Source organism: Streptomyces sp. NPDC041814 (assembly GCF_055590565.1).
Genome location: NZ_JBVJAM010000001.1, coordinates 503098 through 527009 on the forward strand (window position 1 = coordinate 503098; position 23912 = coordinate 527009).

The following is a 23912-nucleotide window of genomic DNA, read 5'->3' on the forward strand; positions in this document are numbered from 1 at the left end:
GCCGCTGGGGGCCGGCGGGTCAGCCGCTGGGGCCGGTCAGCCGCGCCAGACGTCCGTGGTCAGCGTGACCCTGCCGGAGGACGGCACCGTGGCCGTGCGGTTGGCACCGCTCTCCCAGGTCACGTTGCCGCTCGCGTCCTTGCGGATGTACTTGTACTCGAACGTGGTGCCCGCGGGCATGTTCACGTCGAGCTTCCAGACCGGGTAGGCCGCCGGGTCCAGCTTCAGCGCGCTGCCGGTGTTCCAGTTGCCGAGGGCGGACTGGTTGCCGGTGACGTAGATGTTCTGGCCGAGCTGGGTGGTGGCGTTGACGCCGAAGGAGGCGCCGGAGGTGCCGGTCTCCGTGCCGGGGTCGGTCGGGCCGGTGGAACCGCCGCCGCAGGTGCGGGCGCCGGTGTGCAGGGCGAGCGCGGTGTTGGCGCCGAGAGTCGCGGTGAACTGGCCGGAGCCGTTGACCGTGACGCCCTTGCCGGACTGCACGTCGCAGTAGTCGCCGGCGGGCAGCGAGGTCTGGAACGTACGCGTCAGCGAGGAGCCCTCGTGGTTGATCGCCACGTACGCCTTGGAGCCGCGCCCGAAGGCGATCTGGTCGCCGCCGTTGTCCCACCAGTTGGTGACGGCCTCACCGCGCGCGGTGTTGCGGAAGCCGACCATGGAGGAGATCTCGCGCCAGGCGTGCTGGCACTTCCAGCCGTCGCTGTAGCAGGCGTTCACCGTGCCGCCGTTGGGCGGGCCGGCGTCCTTGTCGGACCACTCGTAGCCGGAGTGGACGTCGGGCGAGCCGTAGGGCCAGGCCAGCATGAACACGCTGGCGAGCGTGTAGTTGGCGCCGTCCTTGTAGTTCAGCGTCTCGCCGTTGCGCTCGGTGTCGTGGTTGTCGACGAACACCGCGGCCTTCGAGGAGGACATGAAGCCCCAGCCCTCCCCGAAGTTCTTCAGGTTGGCGAGGTTCTCGTTGTTGAAGACCTGCTTGAGGCCGCGGGCGTAGCGGAACTCCTGGACGTCGCCGTTCCCGGCGTACTCGTCGGGCGAGACGGCCTCACCGGCCCCGTAGATCGCCTCCTGCTTCCAGTAGGCGTTGGGGTTGGTCAGCCGGGACTTGATGTTGGCGAGGTCGCCTGCGGGCATGTGCTTGGCGGCGTCGATGCGGAATCCGTCGACGCCCAGCGAGAGCAGGTCGTTGAGGTAGCCGGCGATCTTGCCGCGGACGTAGTCCTCGCCGGTGTCCAGATCGGCGAGCCCGACCAGCTCGCAGTTCTGGACGTTGGCGCGGTTGCCGTAGTTGTTGATCTCGGAGGTGCAGTCGTCCATGTCGTACGAGGAGTACAGCCCGGGGTAGTTGTACTTCGTGTACGAGGTGCCGCCCGTGCCGGTGCCCGAACCGCTGGTCATGTGGTTGATGACCGAGTCCGCGACGACCTTGACGCCCGCGCTGTGGCAGGTGCTGACCATGTTGGCGAAGGACGTGCGGTCGCCGAGCCGCCCGGCGATCTTGTAGCTGACCGGCTGGTACGAGGTCCACCACTGGCCGCCCTGGATGTGTTCCTGGGGCGGCGAGACCTGCACGAAGCCGTATCCGGCGGGGCCGAGGGTGTCCGTACACGCCTTGGCGACGGAGTCGAACTTCCACTCGAAGAGGACGGCGGTGACGTCCTTGGTGCCCGGGGCGGACGCCTGGGCCGTCGTGGCGGGGACCACGAGGGCGGCGGCTCCCGCGACGAGGGCGAGCGCGGCAGACAGGGGTCTGCTGGCCATGTTTTCCTCCTGCTGTGGGGGAAATGCGGGTGACGGTCCGGAGCCTCATCGGCAACGCGCCCTGCCCTCAAGGCTTCTGAAGGTTCTTGCTGCAAGAATGCAAACCTTGCCGCAGCGAGACCGTACGAGCCCGGCAGGTCCCGGTCAACCCTTTGGACACCACCCGCTCACATCCACGAAATACCGCAGATTTCTTCCTGCAAGGTCTTACGCAAGACATTGCAGCCCTGTTACGTTTCTCCCGACTCCGGTCCGGTCGGCCGGGGGTCCCGTTACCCCGGGCCCCACGCGCCCGGCCGGCCGGGCCGGTCAGGAACATGAGAGGCACCGGCGGTCACACCTCCCCGCCGGCCCAATCCGGGCCGACCTCCGGTGCCTCTCCTGTGTCGGCCCGCCCCGGCGTGACCGGGCCCCGCGGTCCTCAAGGCAAAAGGGGCGACAGCGAGTCAGACCCTAGGATCGGTGCCCATGCGCACCGGCCGTCCCATGACCAGGCGAGGACGCGTCTTCGTGCGTGTCGCCGCCTTCTTCGTGCTCCTCGTCTCGCTCGGCGGCGGCCTCGGCCTGGCCGTCGAGGGCATCGAGGGCCGGGCCGCCCTGCGCGACGGGCCCGTCGGCTCGCTGGCGCCCACCGACCGGACGTGCGGCAAGGAGTCGTGCGGCTGGATCGGCACCTTCATCAGCGACGACGGCTCCGTCACGGCGCCGGACGTCGAGCTGAGGGACGCGGTCGACGTCCGCCGCGGTGACCCCATGCCCGCCCGGATCGGCGGCGTCCGGCTCGCCGAGGACGCCGAGGCCGCCTACACCGCCGACTACGGCTGGCTCGGGCCCGTCGTGAAGGGCTCCGTCCTCGCCCTCGTGGGCCTCGCCATCACGACCGGCATGGTCCTGATGCTGCGCAGGCAGGGCGCCGCCGCGGCTCCCCGGTACGCCTAGGGCGTGTTCCACACGAAAAGCCACAGGGCCGGGTCCCCCCTCCGGACCCGGCCCCTTCGTCTGCCCGCTCACGCGCTGCGCAGCGCCGCCGTCGAGCCCCGGACCACCAGCTCCGGCTGGAACACGTACTCCGTGCGCTGCACGGGGCTGCCGCCGATCTCCTCCAGCAGCGCGCCCACCGCGGCCGCCGCCATCGCCTGCACCGGCTGGCGCACCGTGGTCAGCGGCGGGTCGGTGAACGCGATGAGCTGCGAGTCGTCGAAGCCCACCACGGACACGTCGCGCGGCACGTCGAGCCCGCGGTCCCGGGCCGCGCGGACGACACCCAGCGCCATGAGGTCGCTGCCGCAGACGATCCCGGTGCACCCCCGGTCGAGCAGCGCGCCCGCCGCGACCTGGCCGCCCTCGACGCTGAACAGCGTGGAGCAGACCAGGAGTTCGGCGTCCGCGCGGTCCAGGCCGAGCACGGAGACCGCGGCGTCCACGAAGCCGTCCCGCTTCCGGCGCGAGGGCACATAGCGCTGCGGCCCTATGGCCAGGCCCACCCGGCGGTGGCCGAGTTCGGCGAGATGGCTCACGGCCATCCGCACGGCGGCGGTGTCGTCGGGCGAGACGAAGGGGGCGCTGATCCGCTCGTTGTAGCCGTTGATCAGGACGAACGGCACCCCGCGCTCGGTCAGTGCGGCGTAGCGCGCCGGGTCGGCCGAGGTGTCGGCGTGCAGCCCGGACAGGAAGACGATGCCGCCGACGCCCCGCTCGACCAGCTGCTCGACCAGCTCGTCCTCGGTGGCGCCGCCCGGCAGCTGGGTGCAGAGCACCGGCGTGTAGCCGTGCCCGGCGAGGACCTGCTCCACGGACTGGGCGAACGCCGGGAAGATCGGGTTGGTCAGCTCGGGGGTGATCAGCCCGATCAGCCCGGCGCTGCGCTGCCGCAGCCGCACGGGCCGTTCGTAGCCCAGGATGTCGAGCGCCGCGAGCACCCGCTGACGCGTGGTGTCCGCGACGCCCGGCTTGCCGTTGAGCACCCGGCTGACGGTCGCCTCGCTGACGGCCGCCTGGCCGGCGATGTCCGACAGCCTGAGCGAACCGCCCGCGCCGGGGCCCCTCGGCAGGGGGACGGTCGTCACACCGTCCACCACACCGTGGTGTCGGCGGGCAGCTCGACCGTGTCGCCGTCGGTGGCGACCGGCGCGCTGGACAGCAGGGCCGTGCCCGGTACGGGGATGCGGACCGGGGCGCCCGTGGTGTTGACGGTGCAGACGAACCCGGGGCGCGCGAAGGCGAGCAGCCCCTCCGGGGCGTCCAGCCAGCGCACCTCGGAGCCCGCGCCGAGACCGGGGTGCGCCCGGCGGGCGGCGATGGCGGCCCGGTACAGCTCCAGGGTCGAGCCGGCCGCACCGGTCTGCGCCTCGACGCTCAGCCCGCCCCAGCCGGCGGGCTGGGGAAGCCAGCTGCCGCCCGCGCCGAAGCCGTACGAGGAGCCCTCACGGGTCCACGGGATCGGGACGCGGCAGCCGTCGCGGAAGCCGTCCTGGCCGTCGGCCCGGAAGAACGAGGGGTCCTGGCGGGCCTCGTCGGGCAGGTCGGTGACGTCGGGCAGGCCGAGCTCCTCGCCCTGGTAGACGTAGGCGGAGCCGGGCAGCGCCAGCATCAGCAGGCTCGCCGCGCGGGCCCGCCGCAGGCCGAGCTCGCGGTCGCCGGGGGTGCGGATCTGGGTGCCGAGGCCCGCGGGGTTGGCGAACCGGGTGGCGTGCCGGGTGACGTCGTGGTTGGACAGCACCCAGGTGGTCGGGGCGCCGACCGGGCGCATGGCGTCGAGCGAGGTGTCGATGACCTCGCGGAGCGCGGCGGCGTCCCAGGCGGTCGCCAGGTACTGGAAGTTGAACGCCTGGTGCATCTCGTCGGGGCGCACGTAGTTGGCGGTGCGCTCGACGGTCGGCGTCCACGCCTCGGCGACGGCGATGCGGTCACCCGGGTACTCGTCGAGGATGGTGCGCCAGCTGCGGTAGATCTCGTGCACCCCGTCCTGGTCGAAGAACGGCATGACATCGTTTCCGAGCAGCTTCAGCTGGTCGTGGGTGCCCAGGTCGGGCAGCCCCTCGGCCTTGACCAGGCCGTGCGCGACGTCCACGCGGAAGCCGTCGACGCCCATGTCGAGCCAGAAGCGCAGGATCGAGCGGAACTCGTCGGCGACCGCGGGGTGCTCCCAGTTGAAGTCGGGCTGCTCGGGGGCGAAGAGGTGGAGGTACCACTCGCCGGGGGTGCCGTCCGGGTCGGTCGTGCGGGTCCAGGCGGGGCCGCCGAAGATGGACTCCCAGTCGTTGGGCGGGAGTTCGCCGTCGGCGCCCTTGCCGGGGCGGAAGTGGTAGCGGTCGCGCAGGGCGGAGCCGGGGCCCTCGGCGAGCGCGCGCTTGAACCACTCGTGCTGGTCGGAGGAGTGGTTGGGCACCAGGTCGACAATGATCCGCAGACCCAGGTCGTGGGCGTCGCGGATCAGCGCGTCGGCGTCGAGCAGGCTGCCGAACATCGGGTCGATGGCCCGGTAGTCGGCGACGTCGTACCCGGCGTCGGCCTGCGGGGACGCGTAGAACGGGCTGAGCCAGACCGCGTCGACGCCGAGCTCCTTGAGGTACGGGAGTCTGCCGCGTACGCCTGCGAGATCGCCCATGCCGTCACCGTTGCCGTCGGCGAAGCTGCGCGGATAGACCTGGTAGATCACCGCGTCCTGCCACCAGCCGGTGCGGTGGCCGGCGGCGTCGTCGGACGTGCCGGTGGAGGGGGCAGCGAGGTGCTGGGTCATGTCGTCCCTGGGGTCTCTGGGTGGGGGTGGCGCCGGGACCGGGTCGGGATTCCGGCGCCACCGTGACTGGTGCGTGCGGGTCGTACGGGCGGGCTCAGCCCTTGACGGCTCCGGCGGACATGCCGGTGACGAGGTGCTTCTGCGCGAACAGGAACACCAGGGCCGCCGGTATCGCGATCAGTACGGACGCGGCGGTCATCGGGCCCCATTGGGCGCCGTACTGGTTGACGAACAGCTGGAGGCCGCCCGCGAGGGTGAGGTTGTCCTCGCCGACCATGAAGGCGGAGGCGTACGCCACCTCGCCCCAGGCGGTGATGAAGGAGTAGAACGCGGTGACCGCGAGGCCCGGCTTGGCCAGCGGCAGGATGAGCCGCCAGAACGTGCCGAACGGGGTGAGTCCGTCGACCTGCCCGGACTCGTCGATCTCGCGCGGGATGGTGTCGAAGAAGCCCTTCATCATCCAGGCGCAGAACGGCACCGAGATGGTCAGGTACGTGATGACGAGACCGGCGGGCTTATTGAGCAGCCCCATGCCCGCCATGATGTTGTAGATCGGCACGATGAGGACGGCGACCGGGAACATCTGGGTGATCAGCAGCGTCCACATCAGCCCGCGCTTGCCGGGGAACCGGAAGCGGCTGACGGCGTAGCCGGTGGAGGCCGAGACGATGACGCCGATGAGCGTGGTGAGGCCCGCGACGATCAGCGAGTTGCCGAACCAGGTCAGGAACTTCGTGTCCTTGATGAGGTTCGTGTAGTTCTCGAACGTCGTTTCCTTGAAGAAGTCCGTGGTGGTGGCGAACTCGGCGGGCTTCAGCGAGGTGAGCAGGACCCACAGCACGGGGAAGACGGCGATCACGGACGCGACGATCAGCGTCAGGTGCAGTGCGGTGGAGGCCAGCGGCGAGCGCTCGCCGCGCAGCCGGACCTTGGCCGGTCGCGGCGCGGAGTGCCGCGCGGTGGGGGTGGGTGCGGTGGTCACCAGTCGTCTCCCTGGGTGCGCAGGACTCGCCGGTAGACCGCGGCGAAGATCAGCAGGAGTACGAGGATCAGCACGCCCCACGTGGAGGACTGCGCGAAGTCGCGCGGGCTGATCTCGAAGGAGAACTTGTACGCCTGGGTGACCAGGATCTGGGTGGCTTCGCCGGGTCCGCCGCGGGTGAGCAGGAAGATCACCGGGAACATGTTGAAGGTCCAGATGGTGGAGAGCAGGATGACGGTCGTGGAGACCGGCCGCAGTCCGGGCAGCGTGACGTGGCGGAAGCGCTGCCAGGCGGTGGCGCCGTCCATCTCCGCGGCCTCGTACTGCTCGCTGGGGATGGACTGGAGGCCGCCGAGCAGGGCGACCATCATGAACGGCACGCCGAGCCACACGTTGACGACGATGACGGAGATCTTCGCGATGGTCGGGTCGCCCAGCCAGTCGATGCCGTCGATGCCGCCGCCGGCGAGGATCTTGTTGAGCAGCCCGCGGTCCTGGTTGTAGAGGAAGCGCCAGGCGAAGACGGAGACGAAGCCGGGGATGGCCCAGGGCAGGATGAGCGCCATCCGGTAGGCGGAGCGGCCGGCGATCTTCCGGTTGAGGATGTTCGCCAGGGCCATGCCGAGGCCGAAGGTGATGGCCACGCAGGAGACCGTCCACACCAGGGTCCACCCGAGTGTGCCGAGGAACTGGTTGCCGGTGAGCGCGTCGGCGTAGTTGTCCAGGCCGACGAACTTGTACGTGGCGGGCAGGTGATTGACACCGATGGACCGCGCGACGTTGCGCTCGTTGGCGTCGGTCAGCGACAGGTAGATGCCGCGGACCAGGGGATAACCGATGATCACGCCGATCACGACGACGACCGGGGCCACCATCGTCCAGGCGTACCAGTGCGTCGACAGGGCCCGCCGTATCCGTCCCGGCGGCGGGGGGTTACCAGTTCCGCGGCTCCGGCCGCGGGCGACGTCGTCGCCCGCGGCCTTCACCACCGACTGGCTGGTGTGGACAGCCATCAGCCGGCCTGCCTTCCTGAGTTACTTCCAGCCCTTGAGGAGCTTGCGGTAGGAGTCGCCGGTCGCCTTGACCGCCTTCTCCGGGGTCGTCTGACCGGTGAGGACCTTGGTGTACTCGGTGACGAGCGGCGCGAAGAGGCTGCCGGTCTCCGGGATCCACGGGCGCTCGACGGCGCTCTCGACGACCGGCTTGAAGAAGCCGACGATCTCGTTGTTGACGACCGGCTCCTCGGCGTAGGCGGAGGTACGGGTCGGCAGGAGGTTCAGCTCCTTGGTGACCTGGGCCTGCGTCTTGACGGAGGTCATGTAGTCGACAAAGGCGTAGGAGGCGTCCAGGTTCTTGGAACCGGCGTAGACGGCCAGGTTGTGACCGCCCTGCGGGGCACCCTGCGCGGCGGAGCCGGCCGGGACCGGGGCGACGCCCAGGTTGGCCTTGTCCTTGAACTCCTTGCCGGTGTAGGTGTCGGCGACGGCCCACGGGCCGTTGATCATCATCGCGACGTCGCCGTTCTTGAACGACGCCTGCATGTTCTCCCAGCCGTCCGTGGCGTCCGTCTTGGCGGCGCCCGAGTCGACCAGGTCCTTGACGACCTTCATGGCCTTGACGCCGGCGGCGTCGTCGATGGTGACCTTCTTGTCGGCCGCGCTGACCATGTCACCGCCCTCGCCGTACAGGAAGGACAGGAACCAGTAGGCGTCGTCGCCGCGCAGGTAGAAGCCGGTCTTGCCGGTCTTCGCCTTGATCTTCTTGGAGACGGTCTTCAGCTCGTCGACGGTGGTGGGGACCTCGACGCCGGCCTCCTTGAACATCTTCTTGTTGTAGAAGACACCCATGGAGTCGATGACCTGCGGCACCGCGTACGTCTTGCCGTTGTACTTGGTGGACGCGGCGGCCTGCTTCAGGAAGTCGTCCTGCTTCTGCAGCGCGGGGGTGCCGTCCAGCGGGGCCAGGTAGCCGAGGTCCGCGAACTCGGGGGTCCAGGCGACCTCGGAGCGGATCACGTCGGGGGCGCCGGAGCCGGCCTGCGCCGCGTTCTTGAACTTGTTCTGCGCATCGCCGAAGGGCACGTTGACGTACTTGACGTCGACCTTCGGGTGCAGCTTCTCGAAGCCCTCGGCGATCTTCTTGAAGACCTTGTCCTCACTGCCCGCGGTGGAGGTGTCCCACCACGTCACGGTGCCGGAGAGCTCGCCCGAGCTCTTGGAACCGCTGTCGGACTTGTCGTCGCTGCCGCAGGCGGTCGCCGCGAGCGCCAGGGCCGCGACCAGGGCGGTGGCCGTTATGCCACGTCGCATCTGAACTCCTTCAACTGCCGTACCGCTCCGTCGCGGCGCCGGGTCGACGTGAACGTAACAAGGATGAAAGACGACCGAAAGACTTTGCGGAAGATTTCTGCAAGCTCCGGCGATCGTTACATTGGCGTGTCCTCAAGGTTGCCGTCAAGCCACTTGACGAAACTGCCCGACCCCTGGCACACCAGGCCGACCGGCCCCGATTCCGCAGTGCGACGATCTGACCGCATCCGGCAAACGGGGCCCGCAAGAGCTTGCAAGATGTTGCCGCCGGATGCGGCGGGGCGCCGCTCAGCGCGCCGCAAGGCAGCCGGTCCCGCCCGATTCCAGTGCATGGTGGGCAATCCGACCCGCTCCCGGTACAGTCCATTGCCATGACCGCACGGCTTGCCGATATCGCAACTCAGGCGGGGGTCAGCGAAGCGACGGTCAGCCGCGTACTGAACGGCAAGCCCGGGGTAGCCGCTGCCACCCGCGAATCCGTCCTCGCCGCGCTCGACGTACTCGGCTACGAACGGCCCGTACGGCTGCGCAGGCGCAGCGCGGGGCTCGTCGGCCTGATCACGCCCGAGCTGGAGAACCCGATCTTCCCGGCGCTCGCCCAGGTCATCGGGCAGGCGCTGACGAGGCAGGGCTACACCCCGGTCCTGGCGACCCAGACCCCGGGCGGCTCGACCGAGGACGAGCTGACCGAGATGCTGGTCGACCGGGGCGTCTCCGGGATCATCTTCGTCTCCGGGCTGCACGCCGACACCTCGGCCGACATGGGGCGCTACGAGCAATTGCGCGCCCAGGGCGTCCCCTTCGTCCTGGTGAACGGCTTCTCGCCCAAGGTGCAGGCACCTTTCATCTCGCCGGACGACCGGGCCGCCATGCGGCTGGCGGTGACGCACCTGGTGTCGCTCGGCCACACCCGGATCGGACTCGCGGTCGGCCCGAAGCGCTTCGTGCCGGTACTCCGCAAGATCGAGGGCTTCCACGCCACGATGCGCGAGCAGTTGAACCTCACGGCGGACGAGGTCGAGGAGCTGATCCAGCACTCCCTCTACACACTGGAGGGCGGCCAGGCCGCCGCCTCCGCGCTGATGGAGCGGGGCTGCACGGCGGTGGTGTGCGCGAGCGACATGATGGCGCTCGGCGCGATCAGGGCCGCCCGCCGGCTCTCCCGCGAGGTCCCGCGCGAACTGTCGGTCGTGGGCTACGACGACTCGCCGCTCATAGCGTTCACCGATCCGCCGCTGACCACGATCCGCCAGCCGGTGACGGCGATGGGCCAGGCCGCGGTGCGCACGCTCCTGGAGGAGATCGGCGGCACGCCCGCCCCGCACAGCGAGTTCGTCTTCATGCCGGAACTGGTCGTACGCGGCTCCACCGCGGCGGGCCCCGGCCAGGACACGGCCGCACCCGCCCCGGCCACTCTTCCAGCATCCCACGCGGGGGCGTAACCGGCCCGTCGCGCGCCCGGGGCCGCACCCCCTCCGGACGTGCAACTCGCGCTCCGCCGGAGGATCATCGGGCAGAGAAGGCAAATCTGGCAGACTCTGTGCCTATGGGTGAATTGAGCGTGAAACGACAGGAAGGCCGCACGGAGGCCACCCCGTCACCCATCGTGAACGAGGCGGCTCCCGAGGCGAACACGAAGCAGTCCGGTCGCACACACGGGATCGGCAGAGCGCTCGACAGACCACTCGATCACGTCGTGTCCCGGCTGCGCTCCCCACGGTCGCCCCGGCGGCCCCGCCTCTGGTTCGAAATCCTGCTCGTCGCGGTGAGTTACTGGGTGTACTCGCTGGTGCGCAACGCGGTCCCGGAGCAGAAGTCCGCCGCCCTCGCCAACGCGGACTGGCTGTGGTCGGTCGAACGCTTCCTCGGCATCGCGGTCGAGCAGTCGGTCAACCACGCGGTGAACTCGGTGACATGGCTCATCGTCTCGATGAACTACTACTACGCGACGCTGCACTTCATCGTCACGATCAGTGTGCTCGTATGGTTGTTCCGCCGGCATCCCGGCCGGTACGCGGCAGCCAGGCTGGCCCTGTTCGCGACCACGGCCGTCGCACTCCTCGGCTACTACCTGTACCCGCTGGCGCCGCCCCGCCTGATGAACGGCGGGCACTTCATCGACACGGTCCTGGTCCACCAGACCTGGGGTTCGATGGCGTCGGGCAACTTCAAGAACATGTCCAACCAGTACGCGGCGATGCCGTCGATGCACATCGGCTGGTCGCTCTGGTGCGGCCTCACCGTCTTCGCCCTGGCCTCCGCCCCCTGGGCCCGCATCCTGGGCCTGCTGTACCCCGCGGTCACCCTGATGGTCATCGTGTCGACGGCGAACCACTTCTGGCTGGACGCGGTGGGGGGCGTCGCGTGCCTGGCGTTCGGTTACGCGGTGTCGTACGCGTGGTACGGGGCGCTGCCGCACCGGCTCCCGAGGCGCATCCCGCCGAAGACGAAAAAGCGCCCTCGCCTCAGCGCGCTGGGGGCGCAGCCCCACCGCGAACCGGCGGCAACCCGGCACTAGCAGTTCAAGCCCCTCCGGCGATTGAGGAGCGGGGTGCGGGGCAGCGCCCCGCAAGAGGCTCACCCCCCGTAGAACCGCTCCTCCACGACCCCCCGCGCCCGCCGCGTGACGCGGCGGTAGTCGTCCAGCATGTCGCCCACGTGTCCCTCCTCGTACCCCAGGTACCGCCCCACGGCGGTGAGTTCGCGGGGGACCGAGGGGAAGGTGTCGCCGGGGCGGCTCCGTACGAGCATGACCGCGTTGCGGACGCGGGTCGCCAGGACCCACGCCTCGTCCAGGGTCTGGGCGTCGTCCTCGGGGATCAGGTCCGCCGCGCGCGCCGCGGCCAGCGCGGCGCGGGTGCGGGTGGTCCGCAGGCCGGGGACCTCGTGGCCGTGGCGCATCTGCATCAGCTGGACCGTCCACTCGACGTCGCTGAGCCCGCCGCGCCCCAGCTTCGTGTGGAGCGTCGGGTCCGCCCCGCGCGGCAGCCGCTCCGACTCCATCCGGGCCTTGAGGCGCCGGATCTCGCGGACCGCGTCGTCGCCCAGCCCGTCCGCCGGATACCGCAGGGGGTCGATCAGCTCCACGAACTCCGCGCCCAGGTCCAGGTCCCCGGCCATGGGCTCGGCCCGCAGCAGGGCCTGGCTCTCCCAGCCGAGGGACCAGCGCCGGTAGTACGCGTCGTACGACTTCAGGGTGCGCACGAGCGGCCCGTTCTTGCCCTCGGGGCGCAGGTCCGCGTCGATGATGAGCGGCGGGTCCGCGGTGGGCAGCTGAAGGAGACGCCGCATCTCGGCGACCACGCGGTTCGCCGCCCGGCCCGCCTCCTGCTCGTCCACGCCCTGCCGCGGCTCGTGGACGAAGAGGACGTCCGCGTCGGAGCCGTATCCCAGCTCGTGCCCGCCGAACCGCCCCATGCCGATGACGGCGAACCGCGTCGGCAGGGTGTCGCCCCACTCCGCGCGGACGGCGGCGCGCAGCGCACCGGCGATGGTGACGGCGTTCAGGTCCGTGACGGCGCTGCCGACCCGGTCCACGAGGGCGCCGGGGTCGGGCTCGGCGGGGCTGTCCTCCGTACCGTACGAGCCGATGAGGTCGGCGGCGGTCGTCCGGAACAGCTCGCGCCTGCGCACTCCGCGTACGACCGCGACGGCGGTCTCCGCGTCGTCCGCGCGGCCGACGGCGGCCAGCACCTCCTGCTCCAGGTGGGCCCGGCTGCGCGGGGCGAGGCCGTGCGGGTCGCCGAGGATGGAGACGGCCTCGGGGGCGCGCATCAGCAGGTCCGGGGCGAGCCGGCCCGCCGAGAGGACCCGGGCGAGGTTCTCGGCGGCGGCCCCCTCGTCGCGCAGGAGGCGGAGATACCACGGGGTCTTGCCGAGCGCGTCGGACACCTTGCGGAAGCCGAGGAGCCCGGCGTCCGGGTCGGCGGAGTCCGCGAACCAGCCGAGGAGCACGGGCAGCAGGGTGCGCTGGATGGCGGCCTTGCGGGAGACCCCGGACGACAGGGCCTCCAGGTGGCGGAGGGCGGCGGCCGGGTCCTCGTAACCGAGGGCGACGAGCCGCGCGGTGGCGGCCTTCGTGCTGAGCCGGGACTCGCCGGGTGCGAGCTGGGCCACGGCGTCGAGCAGTGGCCGGTAGAACAGCTTCTCGTGGAGCCGCCGCACCACGGAGGCGTGCCGCCGCCACGCCTGGTTGAGCTCGGCGATGGGGTCGGTGCGCAGCCCCAGGGAGCGGCCGAGGCGCCGCAGGTCGGGCTCCTCGTCGGGGACGAGATGGGTGCGGCGCAGCCGGTAGAGCTGGATGCGGTGCTCCATGGCGCGCAGGAAGCGGTAGGCGTCGTCCAGCTGTACGGCGTCGACGCGCCCCACGTAACCGCCCTCGGCGAGCGCTCCCAGCGCCTCCAGGGTCGATCCGCTGCGCAGCGCGGGGTCGCTGCGGCCGTGCACGAGCTGGAGGAGCTGTACGGCGAACTCGACGTCCCGCAGCCCGCCGGGGCCGAGCTTCAGCTCCCGGTCGACGCGGTCGGCGGGGATGGTGTCGACGACGCGGCGGCGCATCTTCTGGACGTCGGGGACGAAGTTCTCCCGGTCCGCGGCCTGCCAGACGAGCGGCGAGACGGCCTCCACGTACTCCTCGCCGAGCGCCCGGTCCCCGGCCACCGGCCGCGCCTTCAGCAGCGCCTGGAACTCCCAGGTCTTGGCCCAGCGCTGGTAGTACGCGAGGTGCGAGGAGAGCGTGCGGACGAGGGGGCCGTTGCGGCCCTCGGGGCGGAGGTTGGCGTCGACGGGCCAGATGGTGCCCTCGACGGTGGTGTCGGAGCAGATCCGCATGAGGTGCGAGGCGAGCCGGGTCGCGGCCTGCATCGCCCTGCTCTCCTCGGCGCCGTCGGCGGGCTCGGCGACGAAGATGACGTCCACGTCGGAGACGTAGTTCAGCTCGTGGCCGCCGCACTTCCCCATCGCGATGACTGCGAGCCTGCACTGCGCGGCGTCGTCGGGGGCAGCGGCCGAGGCGATACGGAGGGCGGCGCGCAGGGTCGCGGTGGCGAGGTCGGCCAGCTCGGCGGCGGTCTCGGCGACATCGGTGGTGCCGCAGACGTCCCGCGCCGCGATGGACAGCAGGCAGCGCCGGTAGCCGACGCGCAGGGCGTCCGGCCCGTCCGCCGCGGCGAGCTCCCGCTCGAACTCGGCGACCCCGGGGTGCAGGTCGGCGGCCTCGTACGTGACGAGGGCCTGCCAGTCGCGCGGGTGCCGGGCCAGGTGGTCGCCCAGCGCCTCGGACGCGCCGAGCACCCCGAGCAGCCGGTCCCGCAGGGGCTTGGCGGTGACGAGGGTGTCGAGCAGGATCTGCCGCTCCCCCGCCGCCTCCGCCTCGACCAGCCGGACGAGGCCGCGCAGGGCGAGGTCGGGGTCGGCGGTGGCCCCGAGCGCGTCGAGGAGCACGGAGTCGGTGCGTACGGACGAGAGGTCCGGCAGGTCGAGCAGCCGCTCGGCGGCGGACGGGTCGGTGAAACCGTGCCGCAGCAGTCGGGTGAACGTACTGCTCCTGCGCCCCGGCACCATGGTCATCCCGCGCTCTCCCGCTCGCCGCCCGATCAGCTCCCAGCCTTCGGAGTTTAGGCGGTACGGGCGCGGCGTGCGGGGAGCGTCCCGGTGAGGACGGTCGCGTACCGCTCCTCGCAGGAGTCGACGCGGGTCACGAGCCCGCTGTCCGCCAGGACCCCCGCGGCGGTCTCCGCCTGCCGCTCGCTCGTCTCGGCCAGGAGGCTGCCGCCCGGGGCGAGCCAGCGGGGCGCCTCGGCGGCGACCCGGCGCAGGACGTCGAGGCCGTCACCGCCCCCGTCGAGCGCGACGAGCGGTTCGTGGTCGCGGGCCTCGGCGGGGAGGAGGGCGACGTCACCGGTCGGTACGTACGGCACGTTGGCGAGGAGCACGTCGACGCGCCCGCGCAGGCCGCCGGGCAGGGGCGCGAAGAGGTCGCCCTCGTGGACGCGCCCCCGGTCCCCGATGTTGCGCCGGGCGCAGCGTACGGCGGCGGGCTCGACATCGGCGGCGTGCAGCTCGACCCGGTCCAGGGCGGCGGCGAGCGCGGCGCCGAGCGCGCCGGAGCCGCAGCACAGGTCGACCACGACGGCCGGGTCCGGGGCGAGGGCGACGGCCCGCTCGATCAGGAACTCGGTGCGGCGGCGGGGAACGAAGACGCCGGGGTCGACGGCGATCCTCAGCCCGGCGAACCCGGCCCAGCCGAGGACGTGTTCCAGGGGCTGCCCGGCGGCGCGCCGTGCGGCCATGGCTTCGATGTCGGCGGGGCGGGCGGCGGTGGCGGCGATGAGCCCGGCCTCGTCCTCGGCGAAGACGCATCCGGCGGCGCGCAGGGTGGCGGCGAGCGAGGAGAGGGCGGACGGTGACAGCGGGACCGGCATGGTGCGGAGCCTTTCGGATGAACGCCGAGGGTGCTCCGCGGCCGGTTCAGGTCCGGTCGGCCACGCGTTCGCGGGAGGGGAGCACCCGGGTCGAAACAGCGGTAATGGGTCCCACCTCCTTGGTCATGTCCCCGTGCGGGGATGCGAAAGACTACCTCAGGTCTCAGCCCCGCCCGGGCCGGTACTCGTTGCCGCCGTTGACGAAGCCGTTGTGGACCGCGTTCGACCGGTTCGCGGCGCGGATGTGGCGTATCTCCGCACTGTGGTGCCGCTCGATCTCCTGGCCGTCGAAGTTGTGCGTACGCCGCCGCTGGCGCAGGCTCACCCTCACGATCAGGAGCACGATGGTGCTCAGGAGCAGCCCGAACACAATGAGAACCGCCTGCATGGTGTGCCTCCCCCGTTCCCCCTGGTTCCGCCCATTGTCGGGTACGTAAGGAGGGTGGTCCAGGCTTACGCGGATGCCCCGAGCAGCCGACAGGCCAGGGCCTGCTCCCGTACGCCTCCACGCCCATCGGCCTCGACGCGGTACACCCGCGCCCCTTCCCGACGCGCCACGACCTCGTCCACCCGCCCGTCGGCGAACAGCACCCCGGCCCCGTCCTCCACGGCCCACCCACCGGGCAACGCCCCGCTCGCGACGGCAGCCCGATACGAGGGGCGGCGCCCCGGTTCGCTGTCGTAGTGGGGGCAGACGGACCCGGGCAACAGCCCCAGCCCGTCGGGGAGATACGTCAACGGCCCGAACGAGTCGGTGTGCGAGCCTTCGGCCCAGCAATTGGCGCCCGCGCTGATCCCGCACAGCAGCACGCCGCGCTCGTACGCCTCCCTCATGAGCCGGTCCACGCCGTGCACCCGCCAGACGGCGAGCAGATTGGCGGTGTTGCCGCCGCCGACGTACACGACGTCCTGCGCGAGCAGGAACTCCCGCAGCGCACGATCGTCCAACTCCCGCTGAAACAGGGAGAGCACGCTCGCCTCGTGGGTGCCCCGCCCCTGAAACGCCTTCAGGAACCGCTCGACGTACACATCGGCGTCCCCACTGGCAGTGGGAACGAAGCACACCCGCGCCCCGTCCGCCTGCCCGAGCAGCCAGTCGTCGAGCACTCCGTCACCGTCGGTGGAAAACCCCCCGCCCAACAGGGCGATCCGCCGCCGGGGAGCGACGCGCTCGATCTGCTGCACAACTTTCCCTTTCTCAGCGGAACTCGTGGGTCACTTGGATCTCGCCCACGATGTGCGCGTTGAACTCGTCCAGCTCCTCGGCCGGGACCCATAGTTCCAGGATGGTCCGCCCACCCGCCTGCTGAACGGGATACCGGCTCAGGAACTCGGTCTCGACCTCGAAGCGGGTCACGTAACCGACGCCGCTGTGCTTGACGTTCCAGTCCCTGGCGATCCGGATCGCGTAGTCCTCGTTGAGGACCGGGTAGAAGATCGGCTGCTCGGGAAGCCGAGGGGGCCAGGCGCGCCAGTTCAGCTCGCGCACCAGCTCCAGCTCCTCGGGGCCCGTGGGGCGCCACAGCGTGGTCACGTGGTGTCCTCCACTTCCTTCTTCCGGCTCGCCAGCACGTTCCGGGTCACTCGCGTACTGGGATCGTCCTCCCCCAGCACCCGCACCATGTCGGCCAGGACCTGTTCGTACGCCATCAGAGCACCGGCCCTGTCCCCGGCCTCCCATCGATGCCCGGCATGGTTGAAGCGCGTGACGAGCACATCCGGGTGATCCCCGCCCAGCGCCTCCGCCCGGCCGGCCAGCAACCGCCCGTGGACCTCCAACGCGCCTGCCGTGTCGCCCAGTTCGCGCAGCCGATGGGCTTCGAACCGAAGGTCGAGGGCCCCGGAATCCTCCCCGCGCAACACCCGGTCCCGGACGTCGAGCTCCCTGTTCGCCCGCCCCACCCAGCCCGCCCTCCGCCGCCTGCGCACCGCCTCGGCAACACCCCCGACGGCCAGCAGAGCCGCAATGACCTTCCAACCTCGCGACATACACATCCTCACGGTCACACCGACGTCTACGGTAGGGACGGCTCGCACGGGTGTCCGGGTTCCCGCTGCGGCGCCGGATGGCACACATGCGGCGCGACCGACAATGATCGCCATGGGCCATCTGCCGCACCTCGACCGCACGCTCGTCTCCCAGCGCGGCCAAGTGACTCCGTCTAGGGTGACCGAATGGACGTGGGGGCGGTACTGATCGCGATCACCGGTGTAGCGGGAACACTCGGGGGCGCACTGCTCACCCAGCGGGGCGCCGACCGCGCCAAGAGGCGTGAGTTGGAGATGGCCCATGCCATCCAGGAAGCTCGCGAGAATCGTGAGATACGTCGGAGCTGTTACACACAACTGCACCGGGACGCAAGGCAGTTCACCACGGCGCTCAGCCGCCACCTGTACGTCATGCGGGATCACACCGTCGGGCAGGAGGACGTATCGGCGCTGGAAGGCACCAAGGACGCCTACCGTGACCGATGGTCCGAAGCTCTGATGATCGCCCCCGACGCGGTGATCGTTCCGGCTCACGAACTGAACGAGGCGCTGAACGGGGCCTATGGACAGATCAAGCGCCTGGAACAGGGAAGCCCCCGCCCGGGCGAGACCATGCGCTCGGCCGCCGAAGCGCAGCATGGGCTCTGGTCTCTCATAGGCGTTACGCGAGAGGCGATGAGGCGCGACCTGGGCGTCACCGTAGCCCCCGACGCGAGAGCCACCCGACGGACACCACCGGCCGCTGCCAGCAACCCCACAGCCTTGACCAGGGATTTCACCGAGCCACCCGACGGCGACTAGGACCGATGGCCGCCGCTCGGCCTCAATCGGGGTGTCACTCGATCGCCACCGCCCTCACACCGGACGGCACACGTGGCGCGAGGCCGACAATGAACGCCATGGGCCCTCTCCTGCACCTCGACCGCACGCTCGATGAGCTGGATCCGCCGCGCTGGCCGGATCCGCCCTCCGCCACGACCCGCCTGGTGCGCACGGTGCACGCGCTGCGGCGCGTACCGCTGCGCGAACTGGGGGCGGCGGACCTGCGCACGCTCGTGTCCCAGCAGGTGGCGCTGCCGTACGTCGTCCCGCTCGCCGTGCGCCTGCTCCTGGAGGACCCGCTGCTCGACGCCTGCTTCTACGAGGGCGACCTGCTGCTCACCACAGTTGCCGTCGCTCCGACGGTCTGGTCCCTGCTGCCGGGCCTGGCGTCAGAACTGCGTACGGTCCTGGCGGGCCTGCACGCGGAGGCCCTGGCCGAACTCCCGCGTGGTGGCGCCGAGGAGATCGCCCGCTTCGTCGCCGTGGCGGGGAGCGCTGGCGGGTGACGGTGCGGGCGGGCCCCCGGGCCATCGGCGGCAAACCTCAAGACCGGTAGAGGAGTTGGCCGCGGTGAGCCGGGGTGGAGAAAGGGTGGCAGGTGATGTGGCCGCGTCCATAGAGTGACGGGATGGGACTCTTCAAGCGGAACAAGGCGACCTCCGGCCTGCTGCTCGTGTCCGACAGGGGCATCCAGCAGGTGAAGACCGCGTCGTACGGAATGGATCTCGTACAGGAGGTCTCTCGTCTCCTCGGTTCGGAGCACATACGCTCCACCAGACTCGGCGAGGAGCTGACCCTCTGGTACGCCGAGTCCGGTCCCGGCGTGGCGCGCTCCGGCCCGCCCAACCCCGTGGCGAGTCGGCTCGCCGCCGACCACGGCGCGGCGCCCGTCACCGGCCCCGCAGTCGTTACCGGTCCGCTGCTCTACGGCAGCCCGTACCCGCTGGGCGCTGAGGAGATCACGCAGGTCACGGGGCAACTGCGCGGATAGCGCGGCGCAGCCGCAGCGGGCCGTCCGCGATCCGGGCCCACGGTGTGCCGCCGTCGGCCCGGAACAGCGTACGGAGACCTACAGCACCGGCAGCAGCGCCTTCAGCTCGAAGGCGGTGACCTCGCTGCGGTACTCCTCCCACTCCCGCTTCTTGTTGCGCAGGAAGAAGTCGAAGACGTGCTCGCCCAGGGTCTCCGCGACCAGTTCGCTCTTCTCCATCAGGGAGATCGCCTCGCCCAGGTTCTGCGGGAGCGGTTCGATGCCCATCGCGCGGCGTTCCGAGTCGGAGAGGGCCCAGACGTCGTCGTCGGCACCGGCGGGGAGTTCGTAGCCCTCCTCGATGCCCTTGAGGCCCGCGGCGAGGAGGACCGCGTACGTCAGGTACGGGTTGGCGCCGGAATCGATGGAGCGGACCTCGACGCGGGCCGAGCCGGTCTTGCCGGGCTTGTACATCGGGACGCGGATCAGCGCGGAGCGGTTGTTGTGGCCCCAGCAGATGTACGAGGGGGCCTCGCCGCCGGCGCCCGCGGCGCGGGAGGAGCCGCCCCAGATGCGCTTGTAGGAGTTGACCCACTGGTTGGTGACGGCGGAGATCTCGGCGGCGTGGCGGAGGAGGCCCGCGATGAAGGAGCGGCCGACCTTGGACAGCTGGTACTCCGCGCCCGACTCGTAGAACGCGTTGCGGTCGCCCTCGAAGAGGGAGAGGTGGGTGTGCATGCCCGAGCCGGGGTACTCCGAGAACGGCTTCGGCATGAACGTCGCCTGCACGCCCTGCTCCAGCGCCACCTGCTTCATGACCAGGCGGAACGTCATGATGTTGTCGGCCGTCGACAGCGCGTCCGCGTACCGCAGGTCGATCTCCTGCTGGCCCGGCGCGCCCTCGTGGTGGCTGAACTCGACCGAGATGCCCATGGATTCGAGCATCGTGATCGCCTGGCGGCGGAAGTCCATGCCGACGTTCTGCGGGGTGTGGTCGAAATAGCCGGAGCTGTCGGCCGGGGTGGGCCGGGTCCCGTCGACCGGCTTGTCCTTCAGCAGGAAGAACTCGATCTCCGGGTGGGTGTAGAAGGTGAAGCCCAGGTCCGAGGTCTTGGCCAGGATGCGCTTGAGCACGAAACGCGGGTCCGCGAAGGACGGTGAGCCGTCAGGCATCAGGATGTCGCAGAACATCCGGGCCGTGCCCGGCGCCTCCGCGCGCCACGGAAGGATCTGGAACGTCCCCGGATCCGGCTTGGCGATCATGTCCGACTCGTAGACCCGCGCGAACCCCTCGATCGCTGAGCCGTCGAAGCCGATGCCCTCGTCAAAGGCCTGTTCCAGCTCGGCCGGGGCGACCGCCACGGACTTCAGGTACCCGAGGACATCGGTGAACCACAGCCGTACGAACCGGATGTCGCGCTCCTCAAGGGTCCTGAGGACGAATTCCTGCTGCTTGTCCATGGCCACATCCTCGCAGTTCAAACGGTCCGTGCTCCACCTCCCGGGGTTGGGGAGAGACTCCAGTATCGCGACCCCGGATTTCCCCCAGATTACGCACCCGACGTGACTTGGAGCACTCGGCCACCCACTACGATCGGCGCCCGTGGTGTGCACGGGCGGAAACCGCCCCGTCGCCCACCCCGAGCCGCCCGGTCCCCGTCCCCCTTCGCAGAAGGACCACACACGACATGAGCTACGACCGCAGGGCCCGAATAGAGCAGATGCGCAACGCCGACCGCGCGCGGGACCGGCGCAACCGGATCCTGGCCGTGAGCCTCGGCGCCGTCGTCGTCGCGGGGCTCGTCGCCTTCGGTTCGTACACGATCCTCGACAAGTCGGACTCCGACGGCACGGACAGTTCGATGACCGCCGACGGGAAGGGCGGCACGCCCTCCGCCGGGGAGACGGACGAGAACCTGGCCACCGGGCCGATCAAGGGCGAGAAGTCCTGGGACGCGAAGAAGCTCACCCGCAACCATGTGACCGACGCCGTCGACTACCCGATGAAGCCCCCGGTCGGCGGGGACCACAACCCGGCCTGGATGAACTGCGACGGCGAGGTCTACAAGAAGGCGATCCCGGACGTGAACGCCGTGCACGCCCTGGAGCACGGCTCGGTCTGGGTGACGTACACCGACGACGCCCCCGCCGCCGACGTCCAGAAGCTCGCCGACCGGGTCTCCAGGACGCCGTACTCGCTCATGAGCCCCTACAAGGACCAGGCCGGGGCCATCATGCTGAGCGCCTGGGGCAAGCAGGTCACCGTCGACGGCGCGGACGACCCGCGCGTGGCGCAGTTCTTCGCGCACTACGTGCAGGGGCCGCAGACCCCCGAGCCGGGCGCCGCCTGCACGGGCGGCCTCGACGGCTCGTGAGCGGGGACTTCGATACGGAGCGCCCCGAAAGTTCCCCCGTACCGCAAATACACCCGAATGGGCTATAGCGGTCGCGTCCCCCGAACGGACCCATGACGATGGGTCCGCTCGGGGATGTACGTACGGCTGCCCCTCGGTACGCAGGAGGAATCCCCCATGACCACCGCCAAGGACATCATGCACACCGGCGCCACCTGGATTCCGGCGCACGAGACGCTCGACCGCGCCGCCCAGATGATGCGCGAGCACCACGTCGGCGCGCTGCCCATCTCGGCCGACGGCGAGAAGGACCGGATGATCGGCATCCTCACGGACCGCGACATCGTGGTCGGCTGTGTGGCGGAGGGCCGGGACCCGTCCAAGGTCACCGCGGGCGACCTCGCCCAGGGCACGCCCCGCTGGATCGACGCGGACGCGGACGTGGAAGCGGTGCTGGAGGAGATGCGGAGTCATCAGATCCGCCGGCTCCCCGTCGTCGAGAACAAGAAGCTGGTCGGCATGATCAGCGAGGCGGATCTCGCCCGGCACCTGTCCGACGACCAGATCGCCGACTGGGCGGAGCAGGTCTACGCGCGGACCGCCGCCGGCTGACCGGTCCCGCGCATCGCCCTTTCGCACGGCCCGCCGGGACATCGCGTCAGTCAGACGATTAGAGTGGGGCGCGTGCCTCAACTACGCCTCGCACTGAATCAGATCGACTCGACCGTCGGCGACCTCGCCGGCAACGCCGAGGCGATCGTCCACTGGACCCGGCACTCCGCCGAACAGGGCGCCCATTTCGTGGCGTTCCCCGAGATGGTGCTGACCGGCTACCCCGTCGAGGACCTGGCCCTGCGGTCGTCCTTCGTCGAGGCGTCGCGTGCGGCGCTGCGCGCGCTCGCCGCCCGCCTCGACGCGGAGGGCTTCGGGGAGATCCCGGTCCTCGTCGGATACCTCGACCGCTCGGAGTTCGCGGCGGAGCGCTACGGCCAGCCCGCCGGGTCCCCGCGCAACGCGGCCGCGGTGCTGCACCGCGGCGGGATCGCCCTGAACTTCGCCAAACACCACCTGCCGAACTACGGCGTCTTCGACGAGTTCCGGTACTTCGTGCCGGGCGACTCGATGCCGGTCGTACGGGTGCACGGCGTCGACATCGCCCTCGCGATCTGCGAGGACCTGTGGCAGGACGGCGGCCGCGTCCCGGCCGCGCGCGCCGCCGGGGCCGGACTGCTGCTGTCGGTCAACGCCTCGCCGTACGAGCGGGACAAGGACGACACCCGGCTGGAACTGGTCCGCAAGCGGGCCCGTGAGGCCGGCTGCACGACCGCCTACCTCGCGATGATCGGCGGCCAGGACGAGCTGGTCTTCGACGGTGACTCGATCGTGGTCGACCGGGAGGGCGAGGTCATCGCCCGCGCCCCGCAGTTCGCCGAGGGCAGCGTGATCCTGGACCTGGAGCTGCCCGCCGCCCCGGCCGAGGCGCCGTCCGGCGTGGTCGCCGACGGGCTGCGGATCGACCACGTGGTCCTCTCCGAGGAGCCGCTGCCGCCGTACGAGGCGGAGCTGGCCGGGGGTTACGCGGACCGGCTGGACGACGACGAGGAGCTGTACACGGCCCTCGTGGTCGGCCTGCGCGCCTACGCCGCGAAGAACGGCTTCAACAGCGTGCTCATCGGCCTCTCCGGTGGCATCGACTCGGCACTCGTCGCCGCGATCGCCTGCGACGCGCTGGGCGCGCAGCAGGTGTACGGGGTCTCGATGCCGTCCAAGTACTCCTCGGACCACTCCAAGGGCGACGCCGCCGAGCTGGCGCGGCGCACCGGGCTCAACTTCCGGACCGTGCCGATCGAGCCGATGTTCGACGCGTACATGGGTTCGCTGGGGCTCACCGGGCTCGCCGAGGAGAACCTCCAGTCGCGGCTGCGCGGCACGATGCTGATGGCCATCTCCAACCAGGAGGGCCAGATCGTGCTGGCCCCCGGCAACAAGTCGGAGCTGGCCGTCGGGTACTCCACGCTGTACGGGGACTCCGTCGGGGCGTACGGGCCGATCAAGGACGTGTACAAGACCTCGGTGTTCCGGCTCGCGAAGTGGCGCAACCGGGCCGCCGAGGAGCGCGGGCAGACCCCGCCGATCCCGGAGGCGTCCATCACGAAGCCGCCGAGCGCCGAGCTGCGGCCGGGCCAGGTGGACACGGACTCGCTGCCGGACTACGACGTGCTCGACCGCATCCTTGAGCTGTACGTGGACCGGGACCAGGGGCTCGAAGCGATCGTCGCGGCCGGGTTCGACCGGGCGCTGGTGGCGAAGACGCTGCGGATGGTGGATACGGCGGAGTACAAGCGGCGGCAGTATCCGCCGGGGACGAAGATCTCGCCGAAGGGGTTCGGGAAGGACCGCCGGCTGCCGATCACGAATCGGTGGCGCGAGGCGGTCTGAAGCCCGCGGATCTCCGATACGTGAGCCCGTCCGGGGCTGGGGGTTTGTCCCCCAGCCCCGGACGGGCTTGTTTTGGCCGGTCGCCGCTGGTCAGTTGCGGCCCGTTCCGGCCGGAGTCCTGTCCCCAGGCG

At 70.7% G+C, this 23912-nt stretch carries 22 protein-coding genes; 9 read left to right on the forward strand and 13 right to left on the reverse strand.

Going from position 1 to position 23912, the window contains the following annotated elements; translation table 11 throughout:
- Nucleotides 1-36: 36 nt before the first annotated feature.
- The gene (locus ACZ6C6_RS02225; protein WP_469198184.1) at nt 37-1755 is read right to left on the reverse strand and encodes a carbohydrate-binding module family 20 domain-containing protein; all 1719 of its coding nucleotides are present in this window, start codon (nt 1753-1755) and stop codon (nt 37-39) included.
- Between the two features lie 468 nt (nt 1756-2223).
- Here ACZ6C6_RS02225 and ACZ6C6_RS02230 point away from each other — a divergent pair, with 468 nt between their 5' ends.
- Nucleotides 2224-2694: a hypothetical protein gene (locus ACZ6C6_RS02230; RefSeq protein ID WP_469198185.1), complete on the forward strand. Its 471-nt coding sequence runs from the start codon at nt 2224-2226 to the stop codon at nt 2692-2694.
- A gap of 68 nt (nt 2695-2762) precedes the next feature.
- Here ACZ6C6_RS02230 and ACZ6C6_RS02235 read toward each other — a convergent pair whose 3' ends face one another.
- The 5 genes from ACZ6C6_RS02235 to ACZ6C6_RS02255 form a co-directional block, all read right to left on the reverse strand.
- Nucleotides 2763-3833: a LacI family DNA-binding transcriptional regulator gene (locus tag ACZ6C6_RS02235; RefSeq protein ID WP_469198187.1), complete on the reverse strand. Its 1071-nt coding sequence runs from the start codon at nt 3831-3833 to the stop codon at nt 2763-2765.
- Nucleotides 3818-5494 carry a glycoside hydrolase family 13 protein gene (locus ACZ6C6_RS02240; protein ID WP_469198189.1) on the reverse strand — a complete coding sequence of 559 codons (1677 nt, stop codon included), beginning with the start codon at nt 5492-5494 and terminating at the stop codon, nt 3818-3820. The genes ACZ6C6_RS02235 and ACZ6C6_RS02240 overlap by 16 nt, the downstream gene beginning before the upstream one ends.
- A gap of 94 nt (nt 5495-5588) precedes the next feature.
- Nucleotides 5589-6476: a sugar ABC transporter permease gene (locus tag ACZ6C6_RS02245; protein WP_469198191.1), complete on the reverse strand. Its 888-nt coding sequence runs from the start codon at nt 6474-6476 to the stop codon at nt 5589-5591.
- Nucleotides 6473-7489 carry a carbohydrate ABC transporter permease gene (locus tag ACZ6C6_RS02250; protein WP_365679494.1) on the reverse strand — a complete coding sequence of 339 codons (1017 nt, stop codon included), beginning with the start codon at nt 7487-7489 and terminating at the stop codon, nt 6473-6475. Before ACZ6C6_RS02250 ends, ACZ6C6_RS02245 begins: the two co-directional genes overlap by 4 nt.
- A 21-nt stretch (nt 7490-7510) precedes the next feature.
- The gene (locus ACZ6C6_RS02255; protein ID WP_469198193.1) at nt 7511-8785 is read right to left on the reverse strand and encodes an extracellular solute-binding protein; all 1275 of its coding nucleotides are present in this window, start codon (nt 8783-8785) and stop codon (nt 7511-7513) included.
- Nucleotides 8786-9156: 371 nt separating this feature from the next.
- Here ACZ6C6_RS02255 and ACZ6C6_RS02260 point away from each other — a divergent pair, with 371 nt between their 5' ends.
- The gene (locus ACZ6C6_RS02260) at nt 9157-10227 is read left to right on the forward strand and encodes a LacI family DNA-binding transcriptional regulator (RefSeq protein WP_469198195.1); all 1071 of its coding nucleotides are present in this window, start codon (nt 9157-9159) and stop codon (nt 10225-10227) included.
- Between the two features lie 164 nt (nt 10228-10391).
- Nucleotides 10392-11303: a phosphatase PAP2 family protein gene (locus tag ACZ6C6_RS02265; RefSeq protein WP_469199289.1), complete on the forward strand. Its 912-nt coding sequence runs from the start codon at nt 10392-10394 to the stop codon at nt 11301-11303.
- Nucleotides 11304-11362: 59 nt separating this feature from the next.
- Here the strand turns inward: ACZ6C6_RS02265 and ACZ6C6_RS02270 are convergent, their stop codons facing one another.
- The 6 genes from ACZ6C6_RS02270 to ACZ6C6_RS02295 form a co-directional block, all read right to left on the reverse strand.
- A complete protein-coding gene (locus tag ACZ6C6_RS02270) occupies nt 11363-14353 on the reverse strand; it encodes a bifunctional [glutamine synthetase] adenylyltransferase/[glutamine synthetase]-adenylyl-L-tyrosine phosphorylase (protein WP_469198197.1) in 2991 nt (996 codons plus the stop codon).
- A 47-nt stretch (nt 14354-14400) separates the two neighbouring features.
- Nucleotides 14401-15207 (reverse strand): putative protein N(5)-glutamine methyltransferase, encoded by an 807-nt coding sequence (locus ACZ6C6_RS02275; RefSeq protein ID WP_469198199.1) that lies wholly within the window; start codon nt 15205-15207, stop codon nt 14401-14403.
- A 163-nt stretch (nt 15208-15370) separates the two neighbouring features.
- Nucleotides 15371-15595 (reverse strand): hypothetical protein, encoded by a 225-nt coding sequence (locus ACZ6C6_RS02280; protein ID WP_469198201.1) that lies wholly within the window; start codon nt 15593-15595, stop codon nt 15371-15373.
- A 65-nt stretch (nt 15596-15660) separates the two neighbouring features.
- The gene (locus tag ACZ6C6_RS02285) at nt 15661-16392 is read right to left on the reverse strand and encodes a Type 1 glutamine amidotransferase-like domain-containing protein (protein ID WP_469198203.1); all 732 of its coding nucleotides are present in this window, start codon (nt 16390-16392) and stop codon (nt 15661-15663) included.
- A 13-nt stretch (nt 16393-16405) separates the two neighbouring features.
- Entirely contained in the window at nt 16406-16741 is a 336-nt protein-coding gene (locus ACZ6C6_RS02290; protein ID WP_469198205.1) for a hypothetical protein, read from the reverse strand.
- A complete protein-coding gene (locus ACZ6C6_RS02295; RefSeq protein WP_469198207.1) occupies nt 16738-17109 on the reverse strand; it encodes a tetratricopeptide repeat protein in 372 nt (123 codons plus the stop codon). Before ACZ6C6_RS02295 ends, ACZ6C6_RS02290 begins: the two co-directional genes overlap by 4 nt.
- Nucleotides 17110-17382: 273 nt before the next feature.
- Here ACZ6C6_RS02295 and ACZ6C6_RS02300 point away from each other — a divergent pair, with 273 nt between their 5' ends.
- The 3 genes from ACZ6C6_RS02300 to ACZ6C6_RS02310 all read left to right on the forward strand — a co-directional run bounded on the left by ACZ6C6_RS02300 (nt 17383) and on the right by ACZ6C6_RS02310 (nt 19009).
- Nucleotides 17383-17997, forward strand: a complete 615-nt coding sequence (locus tag ACZ6C6_RS02300) for a hypothetical protein (RefSeq protein ID WP_469198209.1) — start codon at nt 17383-17385, stop codon at nt 17995-17997.
- A 98-nt stretch (nt 17998-18095) separates the two neighbouring features.
- Nucleotides 18096-18524, forward strand: a complete 429-nt coding sequence (locus ACZ6C6_RS02305; RefSeq protein ID WP_469198211.1) for a contact-dependent growth inhibition system immunity protein — start codon at nt 18096-18098, stop codon at nt 18522-18524.
- Nucleotides 18525-18646: 122 nt separating this feature from the next.
- Nucleotides 18647-19009, forward strand: a complete 363-nt coding sequence (locus tag ACZ6C6_RS02310; RefSeq protein ID WP_469198213.1) for a hypothetical protein — start codon at nt 18647-18649, stop codon at nt 19007-19009.
- A 78-nt stretch (nt 19010-19087) separates the two neighbouring features.
- Here ACZ6C6_RS02310 and glnA read toward each other — a convergent pair whose 3' ends face one another.
- Complete coding sequence (gene glnA / locus ACZ6C6_RS02315) at nt 19088-20449, reverse strand: type I glutamate--ammonia ligase (protein WP_365679520.1); 1362 nt, start codon at nt 20447-20449, stop codon at nt 19088-19090.
- Nucleotides 20450-20676: 227 nt separating this feature from the next.
- Between glnA and ACZ6C6_RS02320 the strand changes: the two genes are divergently transcribed.
- From ACZ6C6_RS02320 to ACZ6C6_RS02330, 3 genes are all read left to right on the forward strand, one after another.
- The gene (locus ACZ6C6_RS02320; RefSeq protein WP_469198215.1) at nt 20677-21363 is read left to right on the forward strand and encodes a DUF3105 domain-containing protein; all 687 of its coding nucleotides are present in this window, start codon (nt 20677-20679) and stop codon (nt 21361-21363) included.
- 156 nt (nt 21364-21519) lie between these two features.
- The gene (locus tag ACZ6C6_RS02325) at nt 21520-21954 is read left to right on the forward strand and encodes a CBS domain-containing protein (protein ID WP_469198217.1); all 435 of its coding nucleotides are present in this window, start codon (nt 21520-21522) and stop codon (nt 21952-21954) included.
- A gap of 72 nt (nt 21955-22026) precedes the next feature.
- Nucleotides 22027-23781 (forward strand): NAD+ synthase, encoded by a 1755-nt coding sequence (locus tag ACZ6C6_RS02330; protein WP_469198219.1) that lies wholly within the window; start codon nt 22027-22029, stop codon nt 23779-23781.
- Nucleotides 23782-23912: the final 131 nt, after the last annotated feature.

Coding starts and splice junctions, on each gene's coding strand:
- ACZ6C6_RS02225 (WP_469198184.1), bottom strand. CDS start 1,755: ATGGCCAGCAGACCCCTGTCTGCCGCGCTCGCCCTCGTCGCGGGAGCC.
- ACZ6C6_RS02230 (WP_469198185.1), top strand. CDS start 2,224: ATGCGCACCGGCCGTCCCATGACCAGGCGAGGACGCGTCTTCGTGCGT.
- ACZ6C6_RS02240 (WP_469198189.1), bottom strand. CDS start 5,494: ATGACCCAGCACCTCGCTGCCCCCTCCACCGGCACGTCCGACGACGCC.
- ACZ6C6_RS02250 (WP_365679494.1), bottom strand. CDS start 7,489: ATGGCTGTCCACACCAGCCAGTCGGTGGTGAAGGCCGCGGGCGACGAC.
- ACZ6C6_RS02255 (WP_469198193.1), bottom strand. CDS start 8,785: ATGCGACGTGGCATAACGGCCACCGCCCTGGTCGCGGCCCTGGCGCTC.
- ACZ6C6_RS02260 (WP_469198195.1), top strand. CDS start 9,157: ATGACCGCACGGCTTGCCGATATCGCAACTCAGGCGGGGGTCAGCGAA.
- ACZ6C6_RS02270 (WP_469198197.1), bottom strand. CDS start 14,353: ATGACCATGGTGCCGGGGCGCAGGAGCAGTACGTTCACCCGACTGCTG.
- ACZ6C6_RS02275 (WP_469198199.1), bottom strand. CDS start 15,207: ATGCCGGTCCCGCTGTCACCGTCCGCCCTCTCCTCGCTCGCCGCCACC.
- ACZ6C6_RS02280 (WP_469198201.1), bottom strand. CDS start 15,595: ATGCAGGCGGTTCTCATTGTGTTCGGGCTGCTCCTGAGCACCATCGTG.
- ACZ6C6_RS02300 (WP_469198209.1), top strand. CDS start 17,383: ATGGACGTGGGGGCGGTACTGATCGCGATCACCGGTGTAGCGGGAACA.
- ACZ6C6_RS02305 (WP_469198211.1), top strand. CDS start 18,096: ATGGGCCCTCTCCTGCACCTCGACCGCACGCTCGATGAGCTGGATCCG.
- ACZ6C6_RS02310 (WP_469198213.1), top strand. CDS start 18,647: ATGGGACTCTTCAAGCGGAACAAGGCGACCTCCGGCCTGCTGCTCGTG.
- glnA (WP_365679520.1), bottom strand. CDS start 20,449: ATGGACAAGCAGCAGGAATTCGTCCTCAGGACCCTTGAGGAGCGCGAC.
- ACZ6C6_RS02320 (WP_469198215.1), top strand. CDS start 20,677: ATGAGCTACGACCGCAGGGCCCGAATAGAGCAGATGCGCAACGCCGAC.
- ACZ6C6_RS02325 (WP_469198217.1), top strand. CDS start 21,520: ATGACCACCGCCAAGGACATCATGCACACCGGCGCCACCTGGATTCCG.